This window comes from Swingsia samuiensis (genome assembly GCF_006542355.1).
GTDB classification, from domain to species: domain Bacteria; phylum Pseudomonadota; class Alphaproteobacteria; order Acetobacterales; family Acetobacteraceae; genus Gluconobacter; species Gluconobacter samuiensis.
This window is the reverse complement of the sequence record NZ_CP038141.1, coordinates 1,182,327-1,200,920: the sequence shown is the minus strand read 5'-3', so window position 1 is coordinate 1,200,920 and position 18,594 is coordinate 1,182,327. Positions and strand designations below refer to the sequence as shown.

Annotated in this window: 21 protein-coding genes and 3 tRNA genes; 6 read left to right on the top strand and 18 right to left on the bottom strand. The window is 44.9% G+C overall.

What is annotated here, in order from left to right; genetic code table 11:
* Positions 1-18 precede the first annotated feature (18 nt).
* The 3 genes from E3D00_RS05555 to E3D00_RS05545 all read right to left on the bottom strand — a co-directional run bounded on the left by E3D00_RS05555 (position 19) and on the right by E3D00_RS05545 (position 2,407).
* Positions 19-513: a GNAT family N-acetyltransferase gene (locus E3D00_RS05555; protein WP_141460689.1), complete on the bottom strand. Its 495-nt coding sequence runs from the start codon at positions 511-513 to the stop codon at positions 19-21.
* 75 nt (positions 514-588) lie between these two features.
* A complete protein-coding gene (ettA, locus tag E3D00_RS05550; RefSeq protein ID WP_141460687.1) occupies positions 589-2,268 on the bottom strand; it encodes an energy-dependent translational throttle protein EttA in 1,680 nt (559 codons plus the stop codon).
* Between the two features lie 65 nt (positions 2,269-2,333).
* Positions 2,334-2,407 (bottom strand) — tRNA-Ile (locus E3D00_RS05545).
* A 184-nt stretch (positions 2,408-2,591) separates the two neighbouring features.
* On the opposite strand from E3D00_RS05545, the gene ppa reads away from it, so the two are divergent.
* Together ppa and E3D00_RS05535 are read left to right on the top strand one after the other, a co-directional pair.
* The gene (gene ppa, locus E3D00_RS05540; protein WP_141460685.1) at positions 2,592-3,116 is read left to right on the top strand and encodes an inorganic diphosphatase; all 525 of its coding nucleotides are present in this window, start codon (positions 2,592-2,594) and stop codon (positions 3,114-3,116) included.
* A gap of 154 nt (positions 3,117-3,270) precedes the next feature.
* Positions 3,271-4,788: a carbohydrate porin gene (locus E3D00_RS05535; protein WP_141460683.1), complete on the top strand. Its 1,518-nt coding sequence runs from the start codon at positions 3,271-3,273 to the stop codon at positions 4,786-4,788.
* A gap of 40 nt (positions 4,789-4,828) precedes the next feature.
* On the opposite strand, the gene E3D00_RS05530 is transcribed toward E3D00_RS05535, so the two are convergent.
* Both E3D00_RS05530 and E3D00_RS05525 read right to left on the bottom strand, forming a co-directional pair.
* Positions 4,829-4,903: transfer RNA gene (locus E3D00_RS05530), tRNA-Gly, on the bottom strand.
* Positions 4,904-5,014: 111 nt separating this feature from the next.
* Positions 5,015-5,089 (bottom strand) — tRNA-Gly (locus E3D00_RS05525).
* 169 nt (positions 5,090-5,258) lie between these two features.
* Between E3D00_RS05525 and E3D00_RS05520 the strand changes: the two genes are divergently transcribed.
* Together E3D00_RS05520 and E3D00_RS05515 are read left to right on the top strand one after the other, a co-directional pair.
* Positions 5,259-6,200, top strand: coding sequence for a tetratricopeptide repeat protein (locus tag E3D00_RS05520; RefSeq protein ID WP_141460681.1), 942 nt, complete (start codon positions 5,259-5,261; stop codon positions 6,198-6,200).
* Between the two features lie 138 nt (positions 6,201-6,338).
* Positions 6,339-6,515, top strand: a complete 177-nt coding sequence (locus E3D00_RS05515) for a Trm112 family protein (protein ID WP_141460679.1) — start codon at positions 6,339-6,341, stop codon at positions 6,513-6,515.
* A 37-nt stretch (positions 6,516-6,552) separates the two neighbouring features.
* Here the strand turns inward: E3D00_RS05515 and E3D00_RS05510 are convergent, their stop codons facing one another.
* On the bottom strand, positions 6,553-6,864 hold the full coding sequence (locus E3D00_RS05510) for a hypothetical protein (RefSeq protein WP_141460677.1): 312 nt from the start codon (positions 6,862-6,864) through the stop codon (positions 6,553-6,555).
* A gap of 101 nt (positions 6,865-6,965) precedes the next feature.
* Here E3D00_RS05510 and E3D00_RS05505 point away from each other — a divergent pair, with 101 nt between their 5' ends.
* On the top strand, positions 6,966-7,628 hold the full coding sequence (locus E3D00_RS05505; RefSeq protein ID WP_141460675.1) for a protein-tyrosine phosphatase family protein: 663 nt from the start codon (positions 6,966-6,968) through the stop codon (positions 7,626-7,628).
* 1 nt (position 7,629) lies between these two features.
* On the opposite strand, the gene E3D00_RS05500 is transcribed toward E3D00_RS05505, so the two are convergent.
* The 5 genes from E3D00_RS05500 to E3D00_RS05480 all read right to left on the bottom strand — a co-directional run bounded on the left by E3D00_RS05500 (position 7,630) and on the right by E3D00_RS05480 (position 11,750).
* Positions 7,630-8,178 (bottom strand): helix-turn-helix domain-containing protein, encoded by a 549-nt coding sequence (locus E3D00_RS05500; RefSeq protein ID WP_141460673.1) that lies wholly within the window; start codon positions 8,176-8,178, stop codon positions 7,630-7,632.
* A 78-nt stretch (positions 8,179-8,256) separates the two neighbouring features.
* Positions 8,257-9,762, bottom strand: a complete 1,506-nt coding sequence (gene lnt, locus E3D00_RS05495; RefSeq protein ID WP_141460671.1) for an apolipoprotein N-acyltransferase — start codon at positions 9,760-9,762, stop codon at positions 8,257-8,259.
* 32 nt (positions 9,763-9,794) lie between these two features.
* On the bottom strand, positions 9,795-10,655 hold the full coding sequence (locus tag E3D00_RS05490; protein ID WP_141462388.1) for a GNAT family N-acetyltransferase: 861 nt from the start codon (positions 10,653-10,655) through the stop codon (positions 9,795-9,797).
* A gap of 47 nt (positions 10,656-10,702) precedes the next feature.
* Positions 10,703-11,230, bottom strand: coding sequence for a Fur family transcriptional regulator (locus E3D00_RS05485; RefSeq protein WP_141462387.1), 528 nt, complete (start codon positions 11,228-11,230; stop codon positions 10,703-10,705).
* Positions 11,231-11,336: 106 nt separating this feature from the next.
* Positions 11,337-11,750 (bottom strand): MucR family transcriptional regulator, encoded by a 414-nt coding sequence (locus tag E3D00_RS05480; RefSeq protein ID WP_141460669.1) that lies wholly within the window; start codon positions 11,748-11,750, stop codon positions 11,337-11,339.
* An 85-nt stretch (positions 11,751-11,835) separates the two neighbouring features.
* On the opposite strand from E3D00_RS05480, the gene E3D00_RS05475 reads away from it, so the two are divergent.
* On the top strand, positions 11,836-12,087 hold the full coding sequence (locus E3D00_RS05475) for a sulfurtransferase TusA family protein (RefSeq protein WP_141460667.1): 252 nt from the start codon (positions 11,836-11,838) through the stop codon (positions 12,085-12,087).
* Here E3D00_RS05475 and E3D00_RS05470 read toward each other — a convergent pair.
* From E3D00_RS05470 to E3D00_RS05440, 7 genes are all read right to left on the bottom strand, one after another.
* A complete protein-coding gene (locus E3D00_RS05470) occupies positions 12,068-12,487 on the bottom strand; it encodes a GNAT family N-acetyltransferase (protein ID WP_246091369.1) in 420 nt (139 codons plus the stop codon). The two genes, E3D00_RS05475 and E3D00_RS05470, sit on opposite strands and share 20 nt — an antisense overlap.
* Positions 12,488-12,504: 17 nt before the next feature.
* Positions 12,505-13,131 (bottom strand): tRNA (adenosine(37)-N6)-threonylcarbamoyltransferase complex dimerization subunit type 1 TsaB, encoded by a 627-nt coding sequence (gene tsaB / locus E3D00_RS05465; protein WP_246091368.1) that lies wholly within the window; start codon positions 13,129-13,131, stop codon positions 12,505-12,507.
* Complete coding sequence (locus tag E3D00_RS05460) at positions 13,128-13,754, bottom strand: malonic semialdehyde reductase (RefSeq protein ID WP_141460661.1); 627 nt, start codon at positions 13,752-13,754, stop codon at positions 13,128-13,130. The genes tsaB and E3D00_RS05460 overlap by 4 nt, the downstream gene beginning before the upstream one ends.
* Positions 13,755-13,762: 8 nt before the next feature.
* A complete protein-coding gene (locus E3D00_RS05455; RefSeq protein WP_141460658.1) occupies positions 13,763-14,326 on the bottom strand; it encodes a NifU family protein in 564 nt (187 codons plus the stop codon).
* Positions 14,327-14,424: 98 nt separating this feature from the next.
* Positions 14,425-15,765 (bottom strand): ATP-binding protein, encoded by a 1,341-nt coding sequence (locus tag E3D00_RS05450; protein WP_246091367.1) that lies wholly within the window; start codon positions 15,763-15,765, stop codon positions 14,425-14,427.
* Positions 15,766-15,794: 29 nt separating this feature from the next.
* Entirely contained in the window at positions 15,795-16,553 is a 759-nt protein-coding gene (locus E3D00_RS05445) for a response regulator transcription factor (RefSeq protein WP_141460655.1), read from the bottom strand.
* A gap of 408 nt (positions 16,554-16,961) precedes the next feature.
* Positions 16,962-18,521 (bottom strand): efflux transporter outer membrane subunit, encoded by a 1,560-nt coding sequence (locus tag E3D00_RS05440; protein WP_141460653.1) that lies wholly within the window; start codon positions 18,519-18,521, stop codon positions 16,962-16,964.
* Positions 18,522-18,594 lie beyond the last annotated feature (73 nt).

The following is an 18,594-nucleotide window of genomic DNA, read 5'->3' as shown; positions in this document are numbered from 1 at the left end:
ACATTTACTCTCGTTTTTTTACGCAATAATTTCATAAAGATACATTACATATCCATCGCGCTCGAATGTATCAATCTGATGGAAACCAATTCCACCTAAAACAATCCGCGATGCAAGATTATCCTCTCTTGCAACAGCAATAATTCGCTTTTCCCCCGTATTAAATACATATTGAACGGCTGCATTAGCCGCTTCGCGTGCAATTCCACGCCCAGATGCCCATGGAAAAATTGAAAAACGAAGCCCAAGGCCACGACCATCAGGTCGCTCGTGAACGCCTGTCATACCAACAAACTGGTCATTCTCTCTAATTGTAAAGATACCAATTTTTCGTTCTGCCCAGAAAGAAATATCTTCTGCCATTTCTTTCTCAACAGTGTGACGGCTCCGCACTCCGCCCAACATGCGACCAAATGCACCAGCATTTGTTTTTAAGGCAATCATATCCTCTAAATCCTGCCATTCAACAGGCTTTAGAGAAAGACGAGTTGTTCGTATTCCCCGCCCTAACAATTAATTACACGCCTCTTCTCTTTTATACTTCCCGAAAACCATACTGCTCTCAGGAAGTAAACCAGAAATTACAAATTAACGTGCTAAAGGACGATATTTAATCCGGCTTGGTTCGGTAGCATCTGGGCCAAGACGACGTCTTTTATCTTCTTCATAGGCTTGGAAGTTACCTTCAAACCACTCAACGTGGCTATCCCCTTCAAAAGCAAGAATATGTGTGGCCAGACGATCAAGGAACCAACGATCATGGGAGATGACCACAGCACAGCCTGCGAATTCAGCCAAAGCATCTTCCAACGCACGTAGAGTATCAACATCCAAGTCGTTTGTTGGTTCGTCGAGAAGAATAACGTTACTATCTTGCTTTAACATCTTCGCAAGATGCACACGATTACGCTCACCACCTGAAAGAACACCGACACGTTTTTGTTGATCTGAGCCTTTGAAGTTAAACGCTCCAACATATGCACGAGAAGGAACCGTACGCTTTCCTAATTGGATCACATCTGTTCCGCCAGAAATCTCTTCCCAGACAGTTTTATTATCATCCAAGGTGTTACGAGACTGATCGACATAGCCAAGCTTTACCGTATCACCAATCTTCAAAGAACCACCGTCAGGTTTTTCCATACCGGTAATCATTTTAAAGAGTGTTGATTTACCAGCACCATTTGGCCCAATAACGCCCACAATACCACCAGGCGGCAGCTTGAAGTTCAAATTCTCAATCAGGAGTTGATCGCCAAAGCCTTTGCTTAGATTTTCGGCTTCAATAACCGTGCTTCCCAAGCGAGGGCCCGGTGTAATCACGATATCAGCAGTGCCGCCGGCTCTTTCAGAATTTGCTGCCAGCATTTCTTCGTATTTTGTAATACGTGCTTTACTCTTCGCCTGACGTGCTTTTGGTGAACTGTTAATCCACTCCTGCTCAGCGGCCAATGCACGCTGACGAGCACTTTCTTCTTTCTCTTCCTGAGCCAAACGTTTACGTTTTTGTGTTAGCCATGAGGAATAATTTCCTTCAAACGGATAACCACGGCCTCTTTCAAGCTCAAGAATCCAGTTTGTGACATTATCAAGGAAGTAACGATCATGGGTGATAACCATAACCGTTCCCGTATAATCACGCAGTGTCTTTTCTAACCACGCAACACTTTCTGCATCCAAATGGTTTGTCGGCTCATCGAGCAGCAAAATATCTGGTTTTTCAAGCAATAGACGGCACAAAGCAACACGGCGCTTTTCACCCCCAGAAAGCTGCGTAACAGCACTATCCGCTGGCGGGCAACGCAACGCATCCAGAGCGATCTCTAGCTTACGATCAAGCTCCCAACCATCTCCAGCATCTATTTTTTCTTGTAATTCGGCCTGTTCTGCAAGAAGCGCTGTCATTTCATCATCTGACATTGGCTCTGCAAATTTCATGGAAATTTCGTTAAAGCGATCTACTGCCGTCTTTAACTCACCAAAGCCTTGGGCAACATTCTCGCCAACGGTCAAGCTTTCATCAAGCTTTGGTTCTTGTTCCAAATAACCAATTTTTACGCCATCAGCCGCCCAAGCTTCACCGCCGAACTCTTTTTCAATCCCCGCCATTACCTTAAGCAAGGTTGATTTACCGGCACCGTTAACACCTAAGACACCAATCTTGACGCCTGGAAGAAAAGAAAGGGTGATCCCTTTAAAGACTTCCCGCCCACCGGGATAAGCTTTCGTCAAATCTTTCATGACGTAGACATACTGATAGGCGGCCATAACAGGTCTCCTGGAACGGAAAAGGCGTGAAATAAAAGCGGCACATGCGCGCAAAAAACGAACCGTGCGCCCGGAGGGACTTGAACCCCCAACCAATCCGTTATGAGCGGATGGCTCTAACCAATTGAGCTACAGGCGCGCGGTTGGCCCCACGAATTACGTAATTCCTATATTTTTGCAAGAGCAAACATGAAAAAATATGACTTATCATGATAATTTTATTTTCTTTTTGATTTTAAACTCATTCCTGCTTATCCAGACTGTGCAGAAAGCCCCTTAAAAGATAGTATCTCACCACCATCCACTATCTGAAGGGTAAAATCATGGACGTTTCAAAAATTGCCGCAGGAAAAAAGGTTCCGAGCGATATCAATGTCGTTATCGAAATCCCTCAAGGCTCACAGGTAAAGTACGAAGTCGATAAAGAAAGTGGTGCTATTTTTGTTGACCGCTTCCTTTTTACGCCAATGGCCTACCCTGCTGCATACGGCTTCATCCCCGGCACCCTAGCCGCTGATGGTGATCCAGCGGACGCTCTGGTTCTTGCTCCTGCGGCTGTTGTCCCTGGTGCCGTTATTCGCTCCCGTCCCATTGGCATGTTGAAAATGGAAGATGAAAGCGGACAGGACGAAAAAATTATCTGTGTTCCTAACGATAAAATTCATCCGCAATTCACAAACGTACACTCCATTGATGATTTGCCAGAAATTACTCGCAAAGCGATCGAACATTTCTTTGAGCGCTATAAAGACCTTGAGCCTAATAAATGGGTTAAAGTCACAGGATGGGCTTCAAAAGAAGAAGCTGAAAAAGTAATTGAAGCATCTCTTGAGGCTGCAAAAAAATAATTTGAATTTCTGGTATCTCTACATAAGAGATACCAGAAACCTTGAGCTTCAATTCGCAATTATTTTATTATTTTTATTTTAAAATAAAGTTTATTAATATCGAGCTACGCAAAATGGTTGCGTCTGCTTTCCTTTTAGTAAAGGAACGGCTCCGTTGTCTCGATTTTTTGCTTACGCAACATTTTGTGTTGCCTCGATAACTCCTTTTTGCGCCATAGCAAAAACAGCAATCCCCCCCTATACCCCACCAAAAATCTCTACACTGGGAGATATTTGGAGGAGCAGTAATTCAGAGGATTCTGTTCCTTGGTTGGATCAAAACGCCATAAATCCGGCTGTCCGCGTAGATACGCCTTTAGGTGAAGTAAACTTCCACAAAGAACAAACGCCTCCTTTGCCTCAACCTGAAGCCTTGCTGACAGATCCTTTCGGGTGGAAATCATGGCTACGACACCGCGGAATAGCGGTCTTGATGGACACAACCAACGAGTTTACTGGCGCTATTACCAAACCAACGCCTGGATATGGTCTCCGCCAAGGCAGCAGCAACGCAGGCCAATACAGCCTTGAAAATGATATCGATTGGGAAAAACTAGCCGGGATTACAGGCTTCTCTACTCATGGTGTCGTTGTTGGCCGTTATGGAATCCCAGCTAGTCGTATGTTTGGCGACAACCTTAACCCCAGCACCGAAATTTATGGTGGGGGCGGTAATGTTGTCGTGCACTTTGTGTATTTATACGGGGAAGAAACCCTCGCTCATGGACGGGTTGATATGGCGGCTGGGCGTATCCCTCTCTTAAGTGACTTCTCCCAAAGCCCACTTTACTGTAACTTTATGAACAATGCTTTTTGCGGAAACCCAAAAGCCTCCTCAGATAATACAACACACTCATCTTACCCAGATGCCAGTTGGGCAGCCCGTATCCGTGTTCGTCCTACAAAATCAACGTATATTCAAACTGGTGTTTATTTCGCTCAAGCTGGAATTTACAATAACGTTCAGTACCGAACGGGCTTCAAATGGAACGGATCCGACATTCACGGGGAAGCTATTCCAATGGAAGCTGGGTGGGAGCCAGTCTTTGGGCCTGATCACTTACCCGGTCATTACAAAGTGGGCTATGCCGTCGATACAGCCCCTCACACAGACAATTACTATGATGTAAACAGCCAACCATACGTTTTGTCAGGGCTACAGCCACGCAAACTTCATAACTCATGGTCAACGTGGGTACTCGCTGATCAAATGCTTTTTCGCCATCATGGGAACCATCAAAACCCGGCTGCCGGCTTTACGATGATTGCCGGATTTTACGCTAATAGCCCCAGAACTCAAACACGCGCACAGCAATATTCCATCGGCATTCTAGATAGTGGGTTTTGGAAAGCACGGCCTCTGGATGGCTTTGGCATCAATTTCAGTGTTGTTCGCGTCGCAAAAAACGTCACAGATACCCAACGGCTACAGCTTCAAAACAAAATGCCTTTGCTGAATGGCTCCTACGGTATTCAAACAACAGGAGAAGTTTTGGAAGCTGCTTATATGATCCACGTTATGCGCGGGGTCACATTTTATCCTGATTTCCAATATTATTTTAGACCAGGCGCACAAAAAACACTACGTGACGCGGCAATGCTAGGCTTTAGAAGCCATATTCAGTTCTTTTAAGGCTAAAATAGAAAAAGACGCCTAAAGCGTCTTTTTTAACTGGAGCGGGTGATGGGATTCGAACCCACGACCCCAACCTTGGCAAGGTTGTGCTCTACCCCTGAGCTACACCCGCATTCCGTATGCCGCTTATGAACGAAAATATTTTAACCGACAAGCTAAAATAATCATTCACATGCAATTATCTTCAAATACAAAAAAAGACGCCTAAAGCGTCCTTTTTAACTGGAGCGGGTGATGGGATTCGAACCCACGACCCCAACCTTGGCAAGGTTGTGCTCTACCCCTGAGCTACACCCGCATTCCATGTGGCGCTTATAAAACGAAATCGAACGTAAAGACAAGAGGATTTTAAAATTTTTGTTTCTTTTTATAATATATCCTCAAAAAACTGCCCACTTGCACTCAAACACAACAAAGACAATCTTCATTCATAACAGACTCCATAATAAGAGCGATAAAGTAATCCGATGGACAACAGCTTAAACGAACCCTTAATCGGTCAATCCACGTCTTCGAATAATACGTCGATGATCATTGATGTTGATCAAGCCTCTTTTATGAAAGAGGTCATTGAAACCAGTAAAACCACACCCGTTTTAGTTGATTTCTGGGCACCTTGGTGTGGGCCTTGCCGCCAACTCACCCCTATCCTTGAACAGGCTGTTAAATCCGCAGAGGGGCGTGTTCGACTGGCAAAACTGGATGTTGAAGCCAACGAAGCTCTTGCAGCACAACTCAGCCAAATGGGTTTGCCGTTACAATCCATCCCTCTCGTTGTTGCTTTCTGGAAAGGCCAAGTGGTTGACCTCTTCCAAGGCGCACAACCGGCTAGCGAAATTAAACGCTTTATCGAAGCTCTTTTAAAAACTGCCGGAAGCTCTCTACCGACAGAAGATCTTTTAAAATCAGCAAAAGAATCCTTAACCAACAACCCTGCGGAAGCGGCTGATGCATATGCGCAAGTTCTAGATATAGAACCAGAATCCGCCGAAGCATGGGGAGGCATGGTTCGTGCTCTTTTAAATTTAAATGAAATCGAATCTGCAGAAGAAGCTTCTGAGCAAATTCCAGAGAAGCTCAAAAATCATCCTGACGTCACAGGAGCACGTGCAGCATTAAGCCTTCGGAAAGAAGGAGAACAAGCAGCGTCTGAATTAACAACCCTCCAACAGGAGGTTGCACAAAACCCCAACAATTTTGACCTTCGCCTCAAGCTTGCTCTATCCCTCAATGGTGCGGGGAATCGTTCAGAAGCTGCTGATGTTTTACTTGATATGATCAAACAAGATCGGGAGTGGAATGAAGGCGCAGCTAAAACGGAGCTTTTACGTTTCTTTGAAGCTTGGGGTGTCACAGATCCAACCACACTTTCTGCAAGACGAAAATTATCGTCTCTATTATTCTCATAAATACTCAAGCCTCGGTTCCATACGAGGCTTCTTCTCTTCATCCCTTTTTTATCTACGCTAAAACAGGTAACATCGAAAAAAATACAACTAATCCTTGAGCATACGTCTGAACGATCCAATCAAGGTATGGAGTGACATATGAACACAGAACTTGACCCTCGCCTTCTTTCTCTCTTGGTATGCCCCCTGACAAAAGGCCCCCTCACCTATGATCGAGAAAAACAAGAACTAATCAGCCCTCGTGCAAAGCTTGCTTTCCCTATTCGAGATGGCATCCCCATTATGCTCCCAGAAGAAGCACGCGCACTACACTAGATAAATACTTCCTTTTATATGGGAGCCCGCATGGGAACTACTTCTTCCCGTAAGATACTTCTGTATCAGGGATAGCCGGATGAGGCGTGACATCTACGGAGTCTCCATCTGCACCTGTCGTGCTCATCCCCAATGTCCCTGAGCCACGCGAAGTTCCTTCGCCATTGCTAGCTCCTCCGTCTGCATAAGATGGAGTAGACGGTAGATACTCTGAGTTCGCCATAACAGATGAATGATGCCTCTTCGGAACATCATCCCCTGACCCTCCTACCGTCATATCTGCTTTAGAACTTCCGCATCCCGTCAAAACAGCACACGAAAATAAGAAAATACAAGAAATACTACGCATAGATTAATCGACACTTCTTTCTAGAGTTGACGCATCCCACATCAAGATGGGACACAGCTTGTGCATTACACTGCTAACATTAAATCTTAAGGACCGTTGATATGTTTGAAGGCTCAATCAAGTCTAATTCGGACTTAAGACGTGCATGGTGGGATAGCCTCTTTGTAGACCACTCTATTTTTAGATTGATCTGGACCAACCTTTCAGAGGTTGTTCCGGGAAAAGTGTGGCGCTGCAACCATCCAACCCCATCGCGTTTACGCAGCCTCAAACGTCGTTTAAACCTCCACACTCTTGTAAATTTACGAGGAAAACGTCAATGCGGTTCGGATGCTTTGTCCCGCAAAGCAAGCCACCGCCTTAATCTAACCCATTTGGATATGGCATTCGAAAGCCGTGGGGCCCCTCATAAAGACCGTATCCTACGCTTCTATGACATGTATAGAACTTTACAGTTCCCTATGCTTATGCATTGCAAATCTGGCGCAGATAGAGCTGGTTTAGCATCTGGACTGGTTTTGTTATTCGAAGGAGGCACGTCAACAGAAGCTCTTAACCAACTGCATTGGCGTTTTGGGCATTTCAACCGATCACGCACCGGGATCCTTGATGCATTCTTTTTGCGTTATCAAACCGAAGCAGAAGGTCGTCTTTCCTTCATCGACTGGGTTCGCACAGAATATGATGAAGACCGTCTCCGCGCTGATTTTAAAGCAGGAAAATTAGCTTCATTTTTAAATGACCAGATCCTACACCGCGAGTAAACTACCCCTTAGCCTCATCAGAGGCTAAGCTTTTCATCAAATCAACAAACTTATTTCGAACAGTTTTATCTGAAATACGATAATATGCTCTTACCAAATCAACGGTTTCACGCCGACTAAATAAAGCCGCCTCATCCACTGGCGTTTCAAATAAACGCGGTACTGAAGAAGATGATGAAGAGCTATGTGGCTTAGGACCACTAAACGTAGCCTGCTCCTCTGCGAAACCACCACTCCAAGCCATGGGCTCTATCGACGTCTCTTTTTTCTCAATACTTGTAGGTTTCTTATCTTGCATATCATCAAAAAAGAAACCCACTGGAACATCTAAAATATGAGAAAGATCATGCAATCGGCTGGCGCTAACCCTATTCGCGCCGCGCTCATATTTTTGGACCTGCTGAAACGTCAGCCCCAGCGCCTCGGCAAGTTTCTCTTGAGATAGCCCCATAAGCGTGCGTCGTAAACGAATTCGATTACCAACATGTACATCGACCGGGCTTGCCGACGCAGTATTCTTGACGTCTTCAGGTCCTTTCCTGCGATTCATAATCGTTTCTTCCATCAGATTTGTGAAAGAAACGTAAATTCACAACCATAGGTTGTCAATTTTTTTGATAAAATATTTTTAATATCTTGAACTTATCTTCCTACGAGGAAGAAAGGCCACCATAACGCACAAAATAGACAAACTTATTGGAATAATTCGTCCATACTGCGCGAATATCGTTGGTTGTAATGGAGCAGATACATCACTCACTAAAATATCTGTTTTATTCCAACCCAGACGCACCACTTCATGCCCAAAAGCATCATAAACCCCCGAAATCCCAGTGTTATTCGCAAAAACAACTGGTAGCCCTTCTTCAACGGCCCTCATTCTTCCTGTAGCAAGATGTTGCCGTGGCCCTGCACTATTCCCAAACCAAGCATCATTAGAAATTGTTAAAAGCCAATTTGGCCTTTGATGACGATTAACAACCGACCCCGAGAAAATAATTTCATAGCACACCATCGGTCCCACACGACCGACACTCGGAAAGTCCCATGTTTTTAGCCCCGGCCCAGGGGTCAAGACACCGGGAAGAATATTAAATGGAATAATACTAGGTTGATATTCACCAAACGGCACTAAGCGACTTTTGTCATAAATAGCGGCAATATCACCTACAGAATTCACCATCTCCAAACTATTAAACCAATGCCCATTCTCTTCACGATCGGATCCGATTAAAGCCGATGCCCCGCCTGTAGTCTGAGCAATCATCTTACGCGCATCACCATCTTGATCCAGCAGCCCCGGAAAGCCAGATTCAGGCCATACCGCAACAATCGGGCGATCATCTCCCATTAAATGCGCTCGTTGCATTCCTTTTGCCGTTAACGCCAAATAACGCCGAAAATGTTCTACTCTTTGTGCATAACTAATAATTTCATCTTCAGGTACATTCCCTTGAACGATTACAACCCGTGGATTTATAATCGGCAGAGCGTGCTCATGAGAAAGGCGCCACATCCCGGCTCCCATCCACATGCATATCCCAAGCAAAACAAAAACCACGGCACGCCGACCAGAAAACAAAAACAGGCCTGCCAAGACGAGACAAAGAGTTAATCCATCAACCCCCAATACTGACGCCGGCTGAACCAATATATCGCCGATACGTCCGGGCAACTCTAAGTCACTTCCCAGTGGATTCCACGGAAAGCCCGAAAAAATGAGGACGCGACACATATCAATTAACGTCCAGCTACCAGCAAACATACACACACGGCGCCAACCTGCGGGCACCCATCGACACATTACCGCGGGAAGTGCAACCAAAGGAGCAATAATCAACGCAACGCCAGGAGCTGCAAAAGGCACCACCCACCAAAACTCATGAACACGTGTTAGAATGGCATTCGTCAGCCAATAAAGACCTGCTGTGTGAAACCCCATCCCAAAAAAGAAGCCACACCATGCTGCTTGCTTCCAAGATACGGCATCTTCAGCGGCCCTATAGAGAACGAATAACCCAACAGGAAGAGCAAATAAAAAATACAACGGCGGCAACGATAGAGCTGTTAAAGCCCCAGCCACCACCATAAGAAGCGCCAGCCGCCAACCATGCACAGGCAATTTTGAAGTCATGGTAGGGCTACCTTAGTTTGTTATATTGAAAATTAAGAATCAAGTGCGTCTCTTAGACGACGCTCATAATGACGATAATACTTATCAGCCAATAACTCGCTCTTTACGAGAACAGCAACATCCGTCGTGTTAAACTGCTCATCCACGACAGCACCATCACCGACATATCCCCCGAGCCTTAAATACCCCTTAATGAGAGGAGGTAATTTGTTCAGGCATGCTCGATAATCAAGCGTGTGAGGATCTGCCCTCAACATCTCCACATAACGCTCTGGCAGAGCTTTAACCCGCAATGCTGGCGGCGCCAGATGATTATGATGCAAATAGGTTAACTGATCCGCCAAAACATCAGGATTCGTTCCTGGTAGGCTTCCACACCCAAAAAGCACATCAATCCGATGTAAAAAGATATAAGATGCTATGCCGCGCCATAGAAGCTGCATCGCTGTACGGCCACGATATTCACGAGCAACACATGAACGGCCAACTTCCAGCAAGCGCCCAGGAAACTCTGTTAACGGCGAAATATCATATTCTGAAGACGTATAAAAACGCCCTATTTTTTGAGCCGCATCTGAACGCAACAAGCGATACGTTCCAACAACCCCTTCAGCACCGGAGGATATGCTATGGTCAATGACAAGCAAATGATCTGCTGCCTCATCAAATTCGTCTGCATCTTTCTTGGTACGGAACGTACGCTCATCAGGCTTTGCTCCGAGTTCTTCAAAGAAGACACGATATCGTAAGGCTTGCGCTGCTTCCCGCTCAGCATCCGTTTCAGCAATACGAACGCCTAATGCCCCACCACGCAACTCTTGAAACCCACCCTCTCGATTTAAGGAGAGAGATGAAAGTGTTTCCATCTGTTTACGTGTTTCTTCGCTACTCATAAGCGTCGTTTGCGGCAACGAATCCATGTCCATATCAGGCTCTTTCTTCATGCTTCGCTCTTACTTTTAGCTGAAGCCTGCTTGGAATTACTTTTCTCAATACGATTCCCAAACAATTCTATACGATGTGAGACAAGATCAAAACCCAATCGTTTAGCTATACTCGTTAATAAACGAACAGTCTCTTCATCTTCAAATTCAATCACGCGCCCCGTATTTACATCAATCAAATGATAATGATGCCCATGATCACTGGCTTCATAACGAGCGCGCCCGCCACCAAAATCACGACGCTCTAAAATCCCTTTTTCTTCCAGCAAACGTACCGTTCGATATACAGTCGCAACCGAAATACGATTATCTATAGCTGAAGCACGCCGATACAACTCTTCAACATCGGGATGATCATTTGCTTCCGAGAGAACATGAGCAATCACTCGACGCTGTCCCGTCATTTTCAAGCCCTGCTCTATACAGAGACGCGCTATTGGAGAATCTTCTATAACAGCCGAATTCGCTGGCTTCCGACTTTGCATATGGGAATGTCTGTCCGTGGCTTTCGTATCTACGACCATATATTGCGGCGTAGCCGAAAACTGTGCCACTTGTCCAATAAGACTTTCAAATAAAATACCTGCTCGTTGGTGAAATATCACAATTAGAGCAGGTACTACTTAAAAACTACCCCTCTTCTTTCCGACGGCCTAGACCAATTTTACGAGCCAATGAAGAGCGGTGATTCGCATAATTAGGAGCAACCATCGGGTATTCAGCTGGCAAGTTCCAACGTTCCCGATACTCTTCAGGGGTCATGTTATAAGACGTTTTCAAGTGACGACGTAATAACTTCAATTTTTTTCCGTCTTCCAAGCAAATAATATAATCCGGGAAAACGGATTTACGTGGAGGAACAGCCGGCACGAGTTTTTCTGATGGAGCATCTTCTTGAACATTTACTTTGCTTAAAGTGTCATGAACAGAACGAATCAGCCCTGGCAGAGCATCAGCAGCGACATCATGACTCGATACATATGCTGTCAAAATCTGAGCCGTAAGATGGCGCAAATCTGGTTCGATTGTTGTCTCTTGCGACATTTCAAAATCCTTTCGTTAAGAATATAATTTACCTCTACCGACGAAATGATAGTAATATCAAGAAAAAGCAAGGAAATATTATCAAATGAAAGAAAAAAAAATATTGTTACTAGATATTTCTAACAAAGTATGTCCCATGACGACAGTATATGTGAGAAACAATCTGGATTTCATGGAAAATGGAGAGAAGTTAATAGTTACTTTGAGAGGAAAAGAAACCCTAAACAATGTAAAAAAAAGTGTTGAATATCTCGGTTTCAAAATATTTGAAGAAAAAACAATAGACTTAGAAGACTACCTCTACCAGGTATCAATAATTAAGATCCATAATACATAACATGCGCATCACTACCATCCTTATAATAATTACTTCTTTTGCCAATTATAGAGAAACCAAGGGATTTATACATATAGATAGCTGAGAAATTACTAAATGAAACTTCCAAAATAACCTTTCCTTTGTTGAATAGAGCCCTAATAAGAGCACGCCCTATTCCACAACGCCTATAATGAGGAAGCACACCGATCGTTAAGATTTCAGTCTCGTCTCCAAAGGTTCGAAATAACACAAAGCCAACCGGGTCAGAGTTTACACAAGCAACTTTAGATTCTGTCCCTTTAATCGACAGCAAGGACTGGAAAGACTGTTCATCCCATACCTCTTCCACTGGGAAAGACTGCCTATGAAGCATTGCCAATACTCCAGCACTCTCAATCCCCATGGTGTGAAAGGCCAAATCCTTTAATTCTTTTTTCATAAAGGAGAAGGACGCAAGCCAGCAGCAGGAAGCTTTGCTTCTGGCGGGTCAACATATAACGGAGCTAAAACAGATGGCTCCTGCAAAATTGCCGCTTTGATAATTCCTAAAGCCGAAGGAGAAGTGCAGTTCACCCACCGCTCGCTATGAGCCGCCATCTCTTCGGAAGAAAAAGCATCCCCTGCAATCAACTCATACTGTTCTAAGTCTAAATTCTCTTTCTGAACGGCAAAGACTTCACCGTGAGGCGCATCTACAAAGTAACGGCCTCTACGAGCAATACTAATACATGTTACATTCTCTTGCTCCAATGTCGCCCGTATTGCAGCCCCCAGTGTGACACCAAACGTTGGGCACTCCCACCCTACCGACAGGCCGGCAGCCAAGGATAAAGAAGCACGCAATCCTGTAAAAGACCCAGGACCAATAACAGCCACAATGCGATCTAAAGGCTGTGCCCATTGCGCTTCTTCCAGTAGTTTCAGAACAACTGGAGCAAACTGTTCGGATGCCCCTCGCCCTGATAACATCTTCTGGACAACGACTTGGTCACTTTCAACTAAAGCAACCAAATTCGTATCAGAACCACTCGCACCAGCACCATTCAAAACAAGCGTTTTCACAGAGAGAAGCACGCCTCTTCAAAGTTCAATCGTGGCGCTCTCGCCACTTGCGTTTTTTCTTCGCTCGCATCTGGATAACCTAATGCAACCAGAAAATTCACTCGCCAACCGACATTTTGAAGAAGAGCTTCTTCGACCATGAAGGAATCAAACCCTGACATTGGCAAAACAGCCATCCCCAGCATCCGAGCGGCTAAAAGAAAATATCCTCCTTGAAGTGTCCCGTTGCGAAAAGCTGTTTCTTCTGACAAGCCTACATCCGCCGCAAACCAATCCCGTAAACCTTCCTCTCCCCCGAGTTTTGAAAAATTCTCAAAAAATAACGGATCATGGCAGACAAGCGCCAATACTGGCGCTGCCATAGCACGCTCTACATTTCCCGGTGACAACGCAGGGCGGATACGTTCTTTTGCATCCTGCGTGGTTAAAAATACAAACCGTCCAGGCGAGGAGTTCCCAGATGTTGGGCCGAGTTTCACAAGATCATACAAACGCTTTAAAGTACTTTCCTCTACCTTCTTGGAAGAGAAAATCTTTGGCGTTCGGCCTTGTATAAACACTGCTTCTATAGCTGAAGTAAAATCTTTTACTTCGTTATCTAAAGAAGAATCTCCTTGCTCCATAGAAGGCCTCAATCCTCAACTTGTTCAACAGATTGTACTTCAGGCACATAGTGACGCAGCATATTTTCAACACCATGCTTTAATGTTGCTTTTGATGATGGACACCCCGAACATGCTCCTTGCATCATCAAATAAACAACACCGTCTTTATAGCCCTTAAACGCAATATCTCCACCATCTCCTGCAACAGCAGGGCGTACTCGTGTATCAAGTAACTCACGAATACGCTCAACAACTTCCGTATCCTCAGGCGATACTTCATCTTTTTGAACAGGCACTTCAACACTTAGTGCTGGCCGGCCACTTTCGAAAAACGTTGTTAACGCACCAAGAACAACAGGTTTAAGCGCATGCCACGTTACGTCAGACGACTTCGTAATAGAGACAAAATCTTCTCCCAAAAACACACGTTTTACATCTGGAAGCCCAAATAAAGCCTCAGCTAACTCTGAACGCCCTGCAGCTGCGCTCATTTCGCCAAAATCCGCAGTCCGCGCATCACCTGTAACAGGCCGTCCCGGAATAAACTTTAGTGTCTCAGGGTTCGGTGTATCTTCTGTCTCAATAAACATGGCATCACTCCGTCTCTAATATTCTCATGAAATGAGCCACTTCTTCCTTCTATGCAAGAGTGTTTGGACTAATTCAGTCCAGTTTTAATTTTTTACACTTATAAAGGCGTGTTATCACAAACCTTACATGAAGCAGGTAACGTAATCGTGACCTTTAACCCGGTATAATTTGTCCCTGCCTCACCTCGCTCCAGACGAATAGTTCCACCTTCGCGTTGTATCTCACGATGCACGATTGCAAGCCCTAACCCAATACCACCCGTACTTCTGGAGCGTGACCCTTCCAAACGATAAAAAGGTGTTAAAACTTTCTCATATGCACTTTCCGGAATTCCAGGACCATTATCCTCAATAATGATTTCCGTCGTTTCATCGGGCAAAACAGTCAAACCCGCACGAACATTGCCGCCATAATTTAAAGCATTTTCGATCAAATTTGATAAAACGCGCTTCATTGCCACAGGGCGCACTAAAATTAAAGAACGAGACGGACCTTGATATAAAGCATCCCTTCCCCGATCGGCCTGTTCATCAATTAATGTGTTTAATGTAGCCACAATATTAATCGCATGCGGCTTTTCCGGATCATCAACACCAGAAAAATATGCCAGCAGCGTGGTGATCATCGCTTCCATTTCATCGAGGTCTGTTGCTATAGCCGCTTGCGTTTCTGCATCTTCTAAAAAATCACTCCGCAAGCGCAGGCGTGTTAACGGTGTTTTTAGATCATGAGAAACCGCTGCCAGCGCTTGCGTCCGATCATCCAGCAAATTCTGAATACGAGATTGTACCGCATTAATAGCACGCGCCACTCCACGGACTTCTCGGGGGCCGTATTCATCCAATGGGACCCAAGCCTCATTCGAGCCAATACGATCTGCACCCGCTGCCAACGCTCTTAAAGGTGCCCCTAAGCCCCTGACAAGCATAATTGCAGCAACAACAATCGCGGCCGCTGCAATACCTGCGGATGCTAAACCACGCGTGAAGTGACGCTGGCCTAACAAATCCGGAACACGAAAATGGATATAACTCCCATCAGGCAAACACTCTGATCCAAAGACATCTACCGCACGAGGCGTCAGTGTATATAAATCAAGTTTTGCCTGCAGAAGTATCGGATAATTTTTGGTCAGCTTGTCTTTTAATCGCCTTAATAAGGCCGAGCGTTGACTTGGCAAATCAGGCATTGATCCCGCAAGGGGCTGCCAAGCAACACTAATTCCACCTCCAGAAAGCATAACAGCCAAGAATGAACGCTGTGATACTGGAGCCGCTGAGAGAACCCTCACATTCGTTGTAAGATCTTCACCAAGTTGAGCGATCCGCACGTCATCTACGATATATTTCTCGGCTGCACCGTAGAAAATTGCATTTGCAAAAAAGACAAGCGTAATCGCAGCAATCAAAACGACACAGATACGCCCAACCAGTCCCAATGGCCAAAGCGAAAAATGGTGTTTAATATTCAGAGCCGTTCTACCTCTGCTACAAAGATGTAACCAGACCCACGAACTGTCCGAATAAGTTGATCTGCATCGGATCCGAGCTTACGCCTTAATCGGCTCACAAGGACATCAATACTCCGATCGGATACATCCCCCAAACGCGTTCGTGATAATTCTAAAAGACGATCACGCGCAATCACACGCTGAGGATTATCTAGAAAACTATTTAATAAATCATGTTCTGCGCCTGAAATCTCAACAGAAGCTCCACTAGGATCTGTTAATTCTCGCCGACGCAAATCTAATGTCCAACCTGCAAAGCGTATCTTTTCACGGCGTATTTTTTCAGCTGAAGCCGCCCCTCCACGACGCAATACAGCCCGCACACGCGCCAATAATTCACGCTGACCAAAGGGCTTTGGCACATAATCATCAGCACCAGTCTCCAACCCAGTGACACGATCACGTTCTTCCCCACGGGCGGAAACCATAATAATAGGAAGCTCAGCCGGAGAGGGTTCACCTGAGTGCACAGCCCCCCGTCCACTTCTTATCGCACGGCACAGCTCAACCCCACTCACACCGGGGAGCATAATATCCAAAATAATAAGATCAACAGGAGCTGCCTCCAGTGCAGTCCACATTTCTTCGCCACTGGCTACACCGCGAGCACGGAACCCACCGCCTTGTAGAGCGCGCAAAATAAGAGTCCGCATTCCAGCATCATCTTCTACAACTAAAATACGTGCGGGTAGATCAGGGTCTGAAAGATTTGGCATAGCTTTCCCATAATCATAATGAGCCAATGACGACAAGTAACAAATCTATCTGCACATTCATCTAATGGCGTGTTTATAATCAAAAGGTAAAACTCTTATTATCAAGAAACGTTTTTTTCTTTATTTTAAAAATAACATCACAGTAAAAAATCTTACCATTTAAACACCGAATTCTTTCGAATTAATCTCAAAACACAATCTCTTATAAAAGATAAATACTTATCAATCCAAATTTTTTGATTTGACTTTAATTTACATAGATAATTTTTTAATTATTAGATCATTATCTAAAAATAGTGCTTTGTAAGGAACAATACCCCTCCATTTAATAGAGGAATATTGTTTTTATTAATTATGTCGTTTTGTTTCTGGTTTATAACAAATCAATGCTGCTTCTTACCATATTGTTTATGGCCCGGGAGTTGCAGAAGAAAGACTCTTTTTTGACACATCCCCTTCTGGGAGAATCTCCTCCCATCCGCCGCCTAATGCATTATATAGACGCGCCAAATTAGTCGCGACGACCGCGTTACTATCCACAAAAGTCAATTCATCATTTTGTAGTCGTGATTGTGCATCCAGCACATTCAAATAATTTGTTAAACCGCTACGATACTGGCTCTGTACTAAGACCAAAGTCCGCCGATCGTCATTAACACCCTTCTCTAACCCTTGGCGGCGTAACTGCTCATCCCGATAAGCAATCAAAGCATTATCTACATCATGCCATGCTTTAATAACTGTTTGTTGATAAGAAATAGCGGCTGCTTTTTGAGCATATTTCTTCAGTTCAAGCTGTCCACGCAAACGCCCACCTTGGAAAATCGGCAAAGAAATAGAAGGGCCCACATTCCAAGCACGCGCATTCCAAAACCCTAAATCACGAAAAGACAAGGTTTGAAATCCGAAGTCAGCGTTAATTGTAACCTTAGGATAAAAATCTGCCGTTGCTTCACCAACCTCAGCAACAGCAGCCCTTAATTTAGCCTCAGCTTCTCGAATATCTGGACGACGATGCGCCAATTCAGACGGCAATCCTACAGGGACAACAGGTGGAACGGTTGGATTATTCTGCGTCTTCTCAAGCTCATCATTCAAGCTACTAGGAGGAGCGCCTAACAACAAAGCTAGGGCATTTTCTTCTTGGGCTACTTTCTGTTCAAGCTGAGCTTCTTCTGCCTCAGTATCATGTACACGCCCTTGAGCTGCGTCTACATCGACTTCTGTTACGAGGCCGCTGCGATAACGGTCTTGGGAAAGGCCTGCAATATTCCGCAAAATATTAAGGCTATCGTTCAAAACATGTAATCGACGCTGATCTCCCCGTAACGTCAAATAACCTTTTGCCATATCGGCTTGCTGCGCAATTAAAACAGATCGCCGCTCTTCATCTGTCGCCTGCAAATCTGCTTTTGCTGCATCATATTGATGAGCCACCCGTCCCCATAAATCCACCTCATAAGACGCATCAATGGAATTCCTCCACTGATTAAGAAGAGGAACAGATACGTCTCCTCCTCCCAAGCTCTCGGCATTATCTAATAGACCGGGGTTATTACGCCCTACCTGTCCACCAACACGTCCCAAAATTTCCTGTAATTGTTTGGTACTATGCTGACTGCGTTGATACGAACCAGAAGCACTCAAAGCCGGAAAACGTTCTGCGCCTGCCATCATCAATTGCGCACGACTTTGCGCTAAATTAGCTGTAGCCAAGCGAAAAGATAAGTTCTGCTGTATGATACGGTCTTCCAGAGAGGCTAGCTCTGGGTCCTTAAACATTTTCCACCATTGGCTTGCCAAATGCTCTTCACTAATGACACTGTTCGGCGCACCTGAATGGTCTGCATAATGCTGCGGGGCCCATGGATGAGGCTCATGATATTTAGGGCCAACCTTTAGGCACCCAGAAAGAACAACAAGAGCGCAACCACTAAGTAATGCGCGAGAAAAAAATGTTGCGCTCACAAAGAAACTCCTGAATTAGAAACAAACTTGTTGTTAGAGATCAGTTCGTTCAAAATATAAAAAAACAAAGAAT

Excerpts from the sequence above, each read along its gene's own strand:
- ettA (WP_141460687.1), bottom strand. The coding sequence starts at position 2,268 with ATGGCCGCCTATCAGTATGTCTACGTCATGAAAGATTTGACGAAAGCT.
- ppa (WP_141460685.1), top strand. The coding sequence starts at position 2,592 with ATGGACGTTTCAAAAATTGCCGCAGGAAAAAAGGTTCCGAGCGATATC.
- E3D00_RS05520 (WP_141460681.1), top strand. The coding sequence starts at position 5,259 with ATGGACAACAGCTTAAACGAACCCTTAATCGGTCAATCCACGTCTTCG.
- E3D00_RS05515 (WP_141460679.1), top strand. The coding sequence starts at position 6,339 with ATGAACACAGAACTTGACCCTCGCCTTCTTTCTCTCTTGGTATGCCCC.
- E3D00_RS05510 (WP_141460677.1), bottom strand. The coding sequence starts at position 6,864 with ATGCGTAGTATTTCTTGTATTTTCTTATTTTCGTGTGCTGTTTTGACG.
- E3D00_RS05505 (WP_141460675.1), top strand. The coding sequence starts at position 6,966 with ATGTTTGAAGGCTCAATCAAGTCTAATTCGGACTTAAGACGTGCATGG.
- E3D00_RS05500 (WP_141460673.1), bottom strand. The coding sequence starts at position 8,178 with ATGAATCGCAGGAAAGGACCTGAAGACGTCAAGAATACTGCGTCGGCA.
- lnt (WP_141460671.1), bottom strand. The coding sequence starts at position 9,762 with ATGACTTCAAAATTGCCTGTGCATGGTTGGCGGCTGGCGCTTCTTATG.
- E3D00_RS05490 (WP_141462388.1), bottom strand. The coding sequence starts at position 10,655 with ATGAGTAGCGAAGAAACACGTAAACAGATGGAAACACTTTCATCTCTC.
- E3D00_RS05485 (WP_141462387.1), bottom strand. The coding sequence starts at position 11,230 with ATGGTCGTAGATACGAAAGCCACGGACAGACATTCCCATATGCAAAGT.
- E3D00_RS05480 (WP_141460669.1), bottom strand. The coding sequence starts at position 11,750 with ATGTCGCAAGAGACAACAATCGAACCAGATTTGCGCCATCTTACGGCT.
- E3D00_RS05475 (WP_141460667.1), top strand. The coding sequence starts at position 11,836 with ATGAAAGAAAAAAAAATATTGTTACTAGATATTTCTAACAAAGTATGT.
- E3D00_RS05460 (WP_141460661.1), bottom strand. The coding sequence starts at position 13,754 with ATGGAGCAAGGAGATTCTTCTTTAGATAACGAAGTAAAAGATTTTACT.
- E3D00_RS05455 (WP_141460658.1), bottom strand. The coding sequence starts at position 14,326 with ATGTTTATTGAGACAGAAGATACACCGAACCCTGAGACACTAAAGTTT.
- E3D00_RS05445 (WP_141460655.1), bottom strand. The coding sequence starts at position 16,553 with ATGCCAAATCTTTCAGACCCTGATCTACCCGCACGTATTTTAGTTGTA.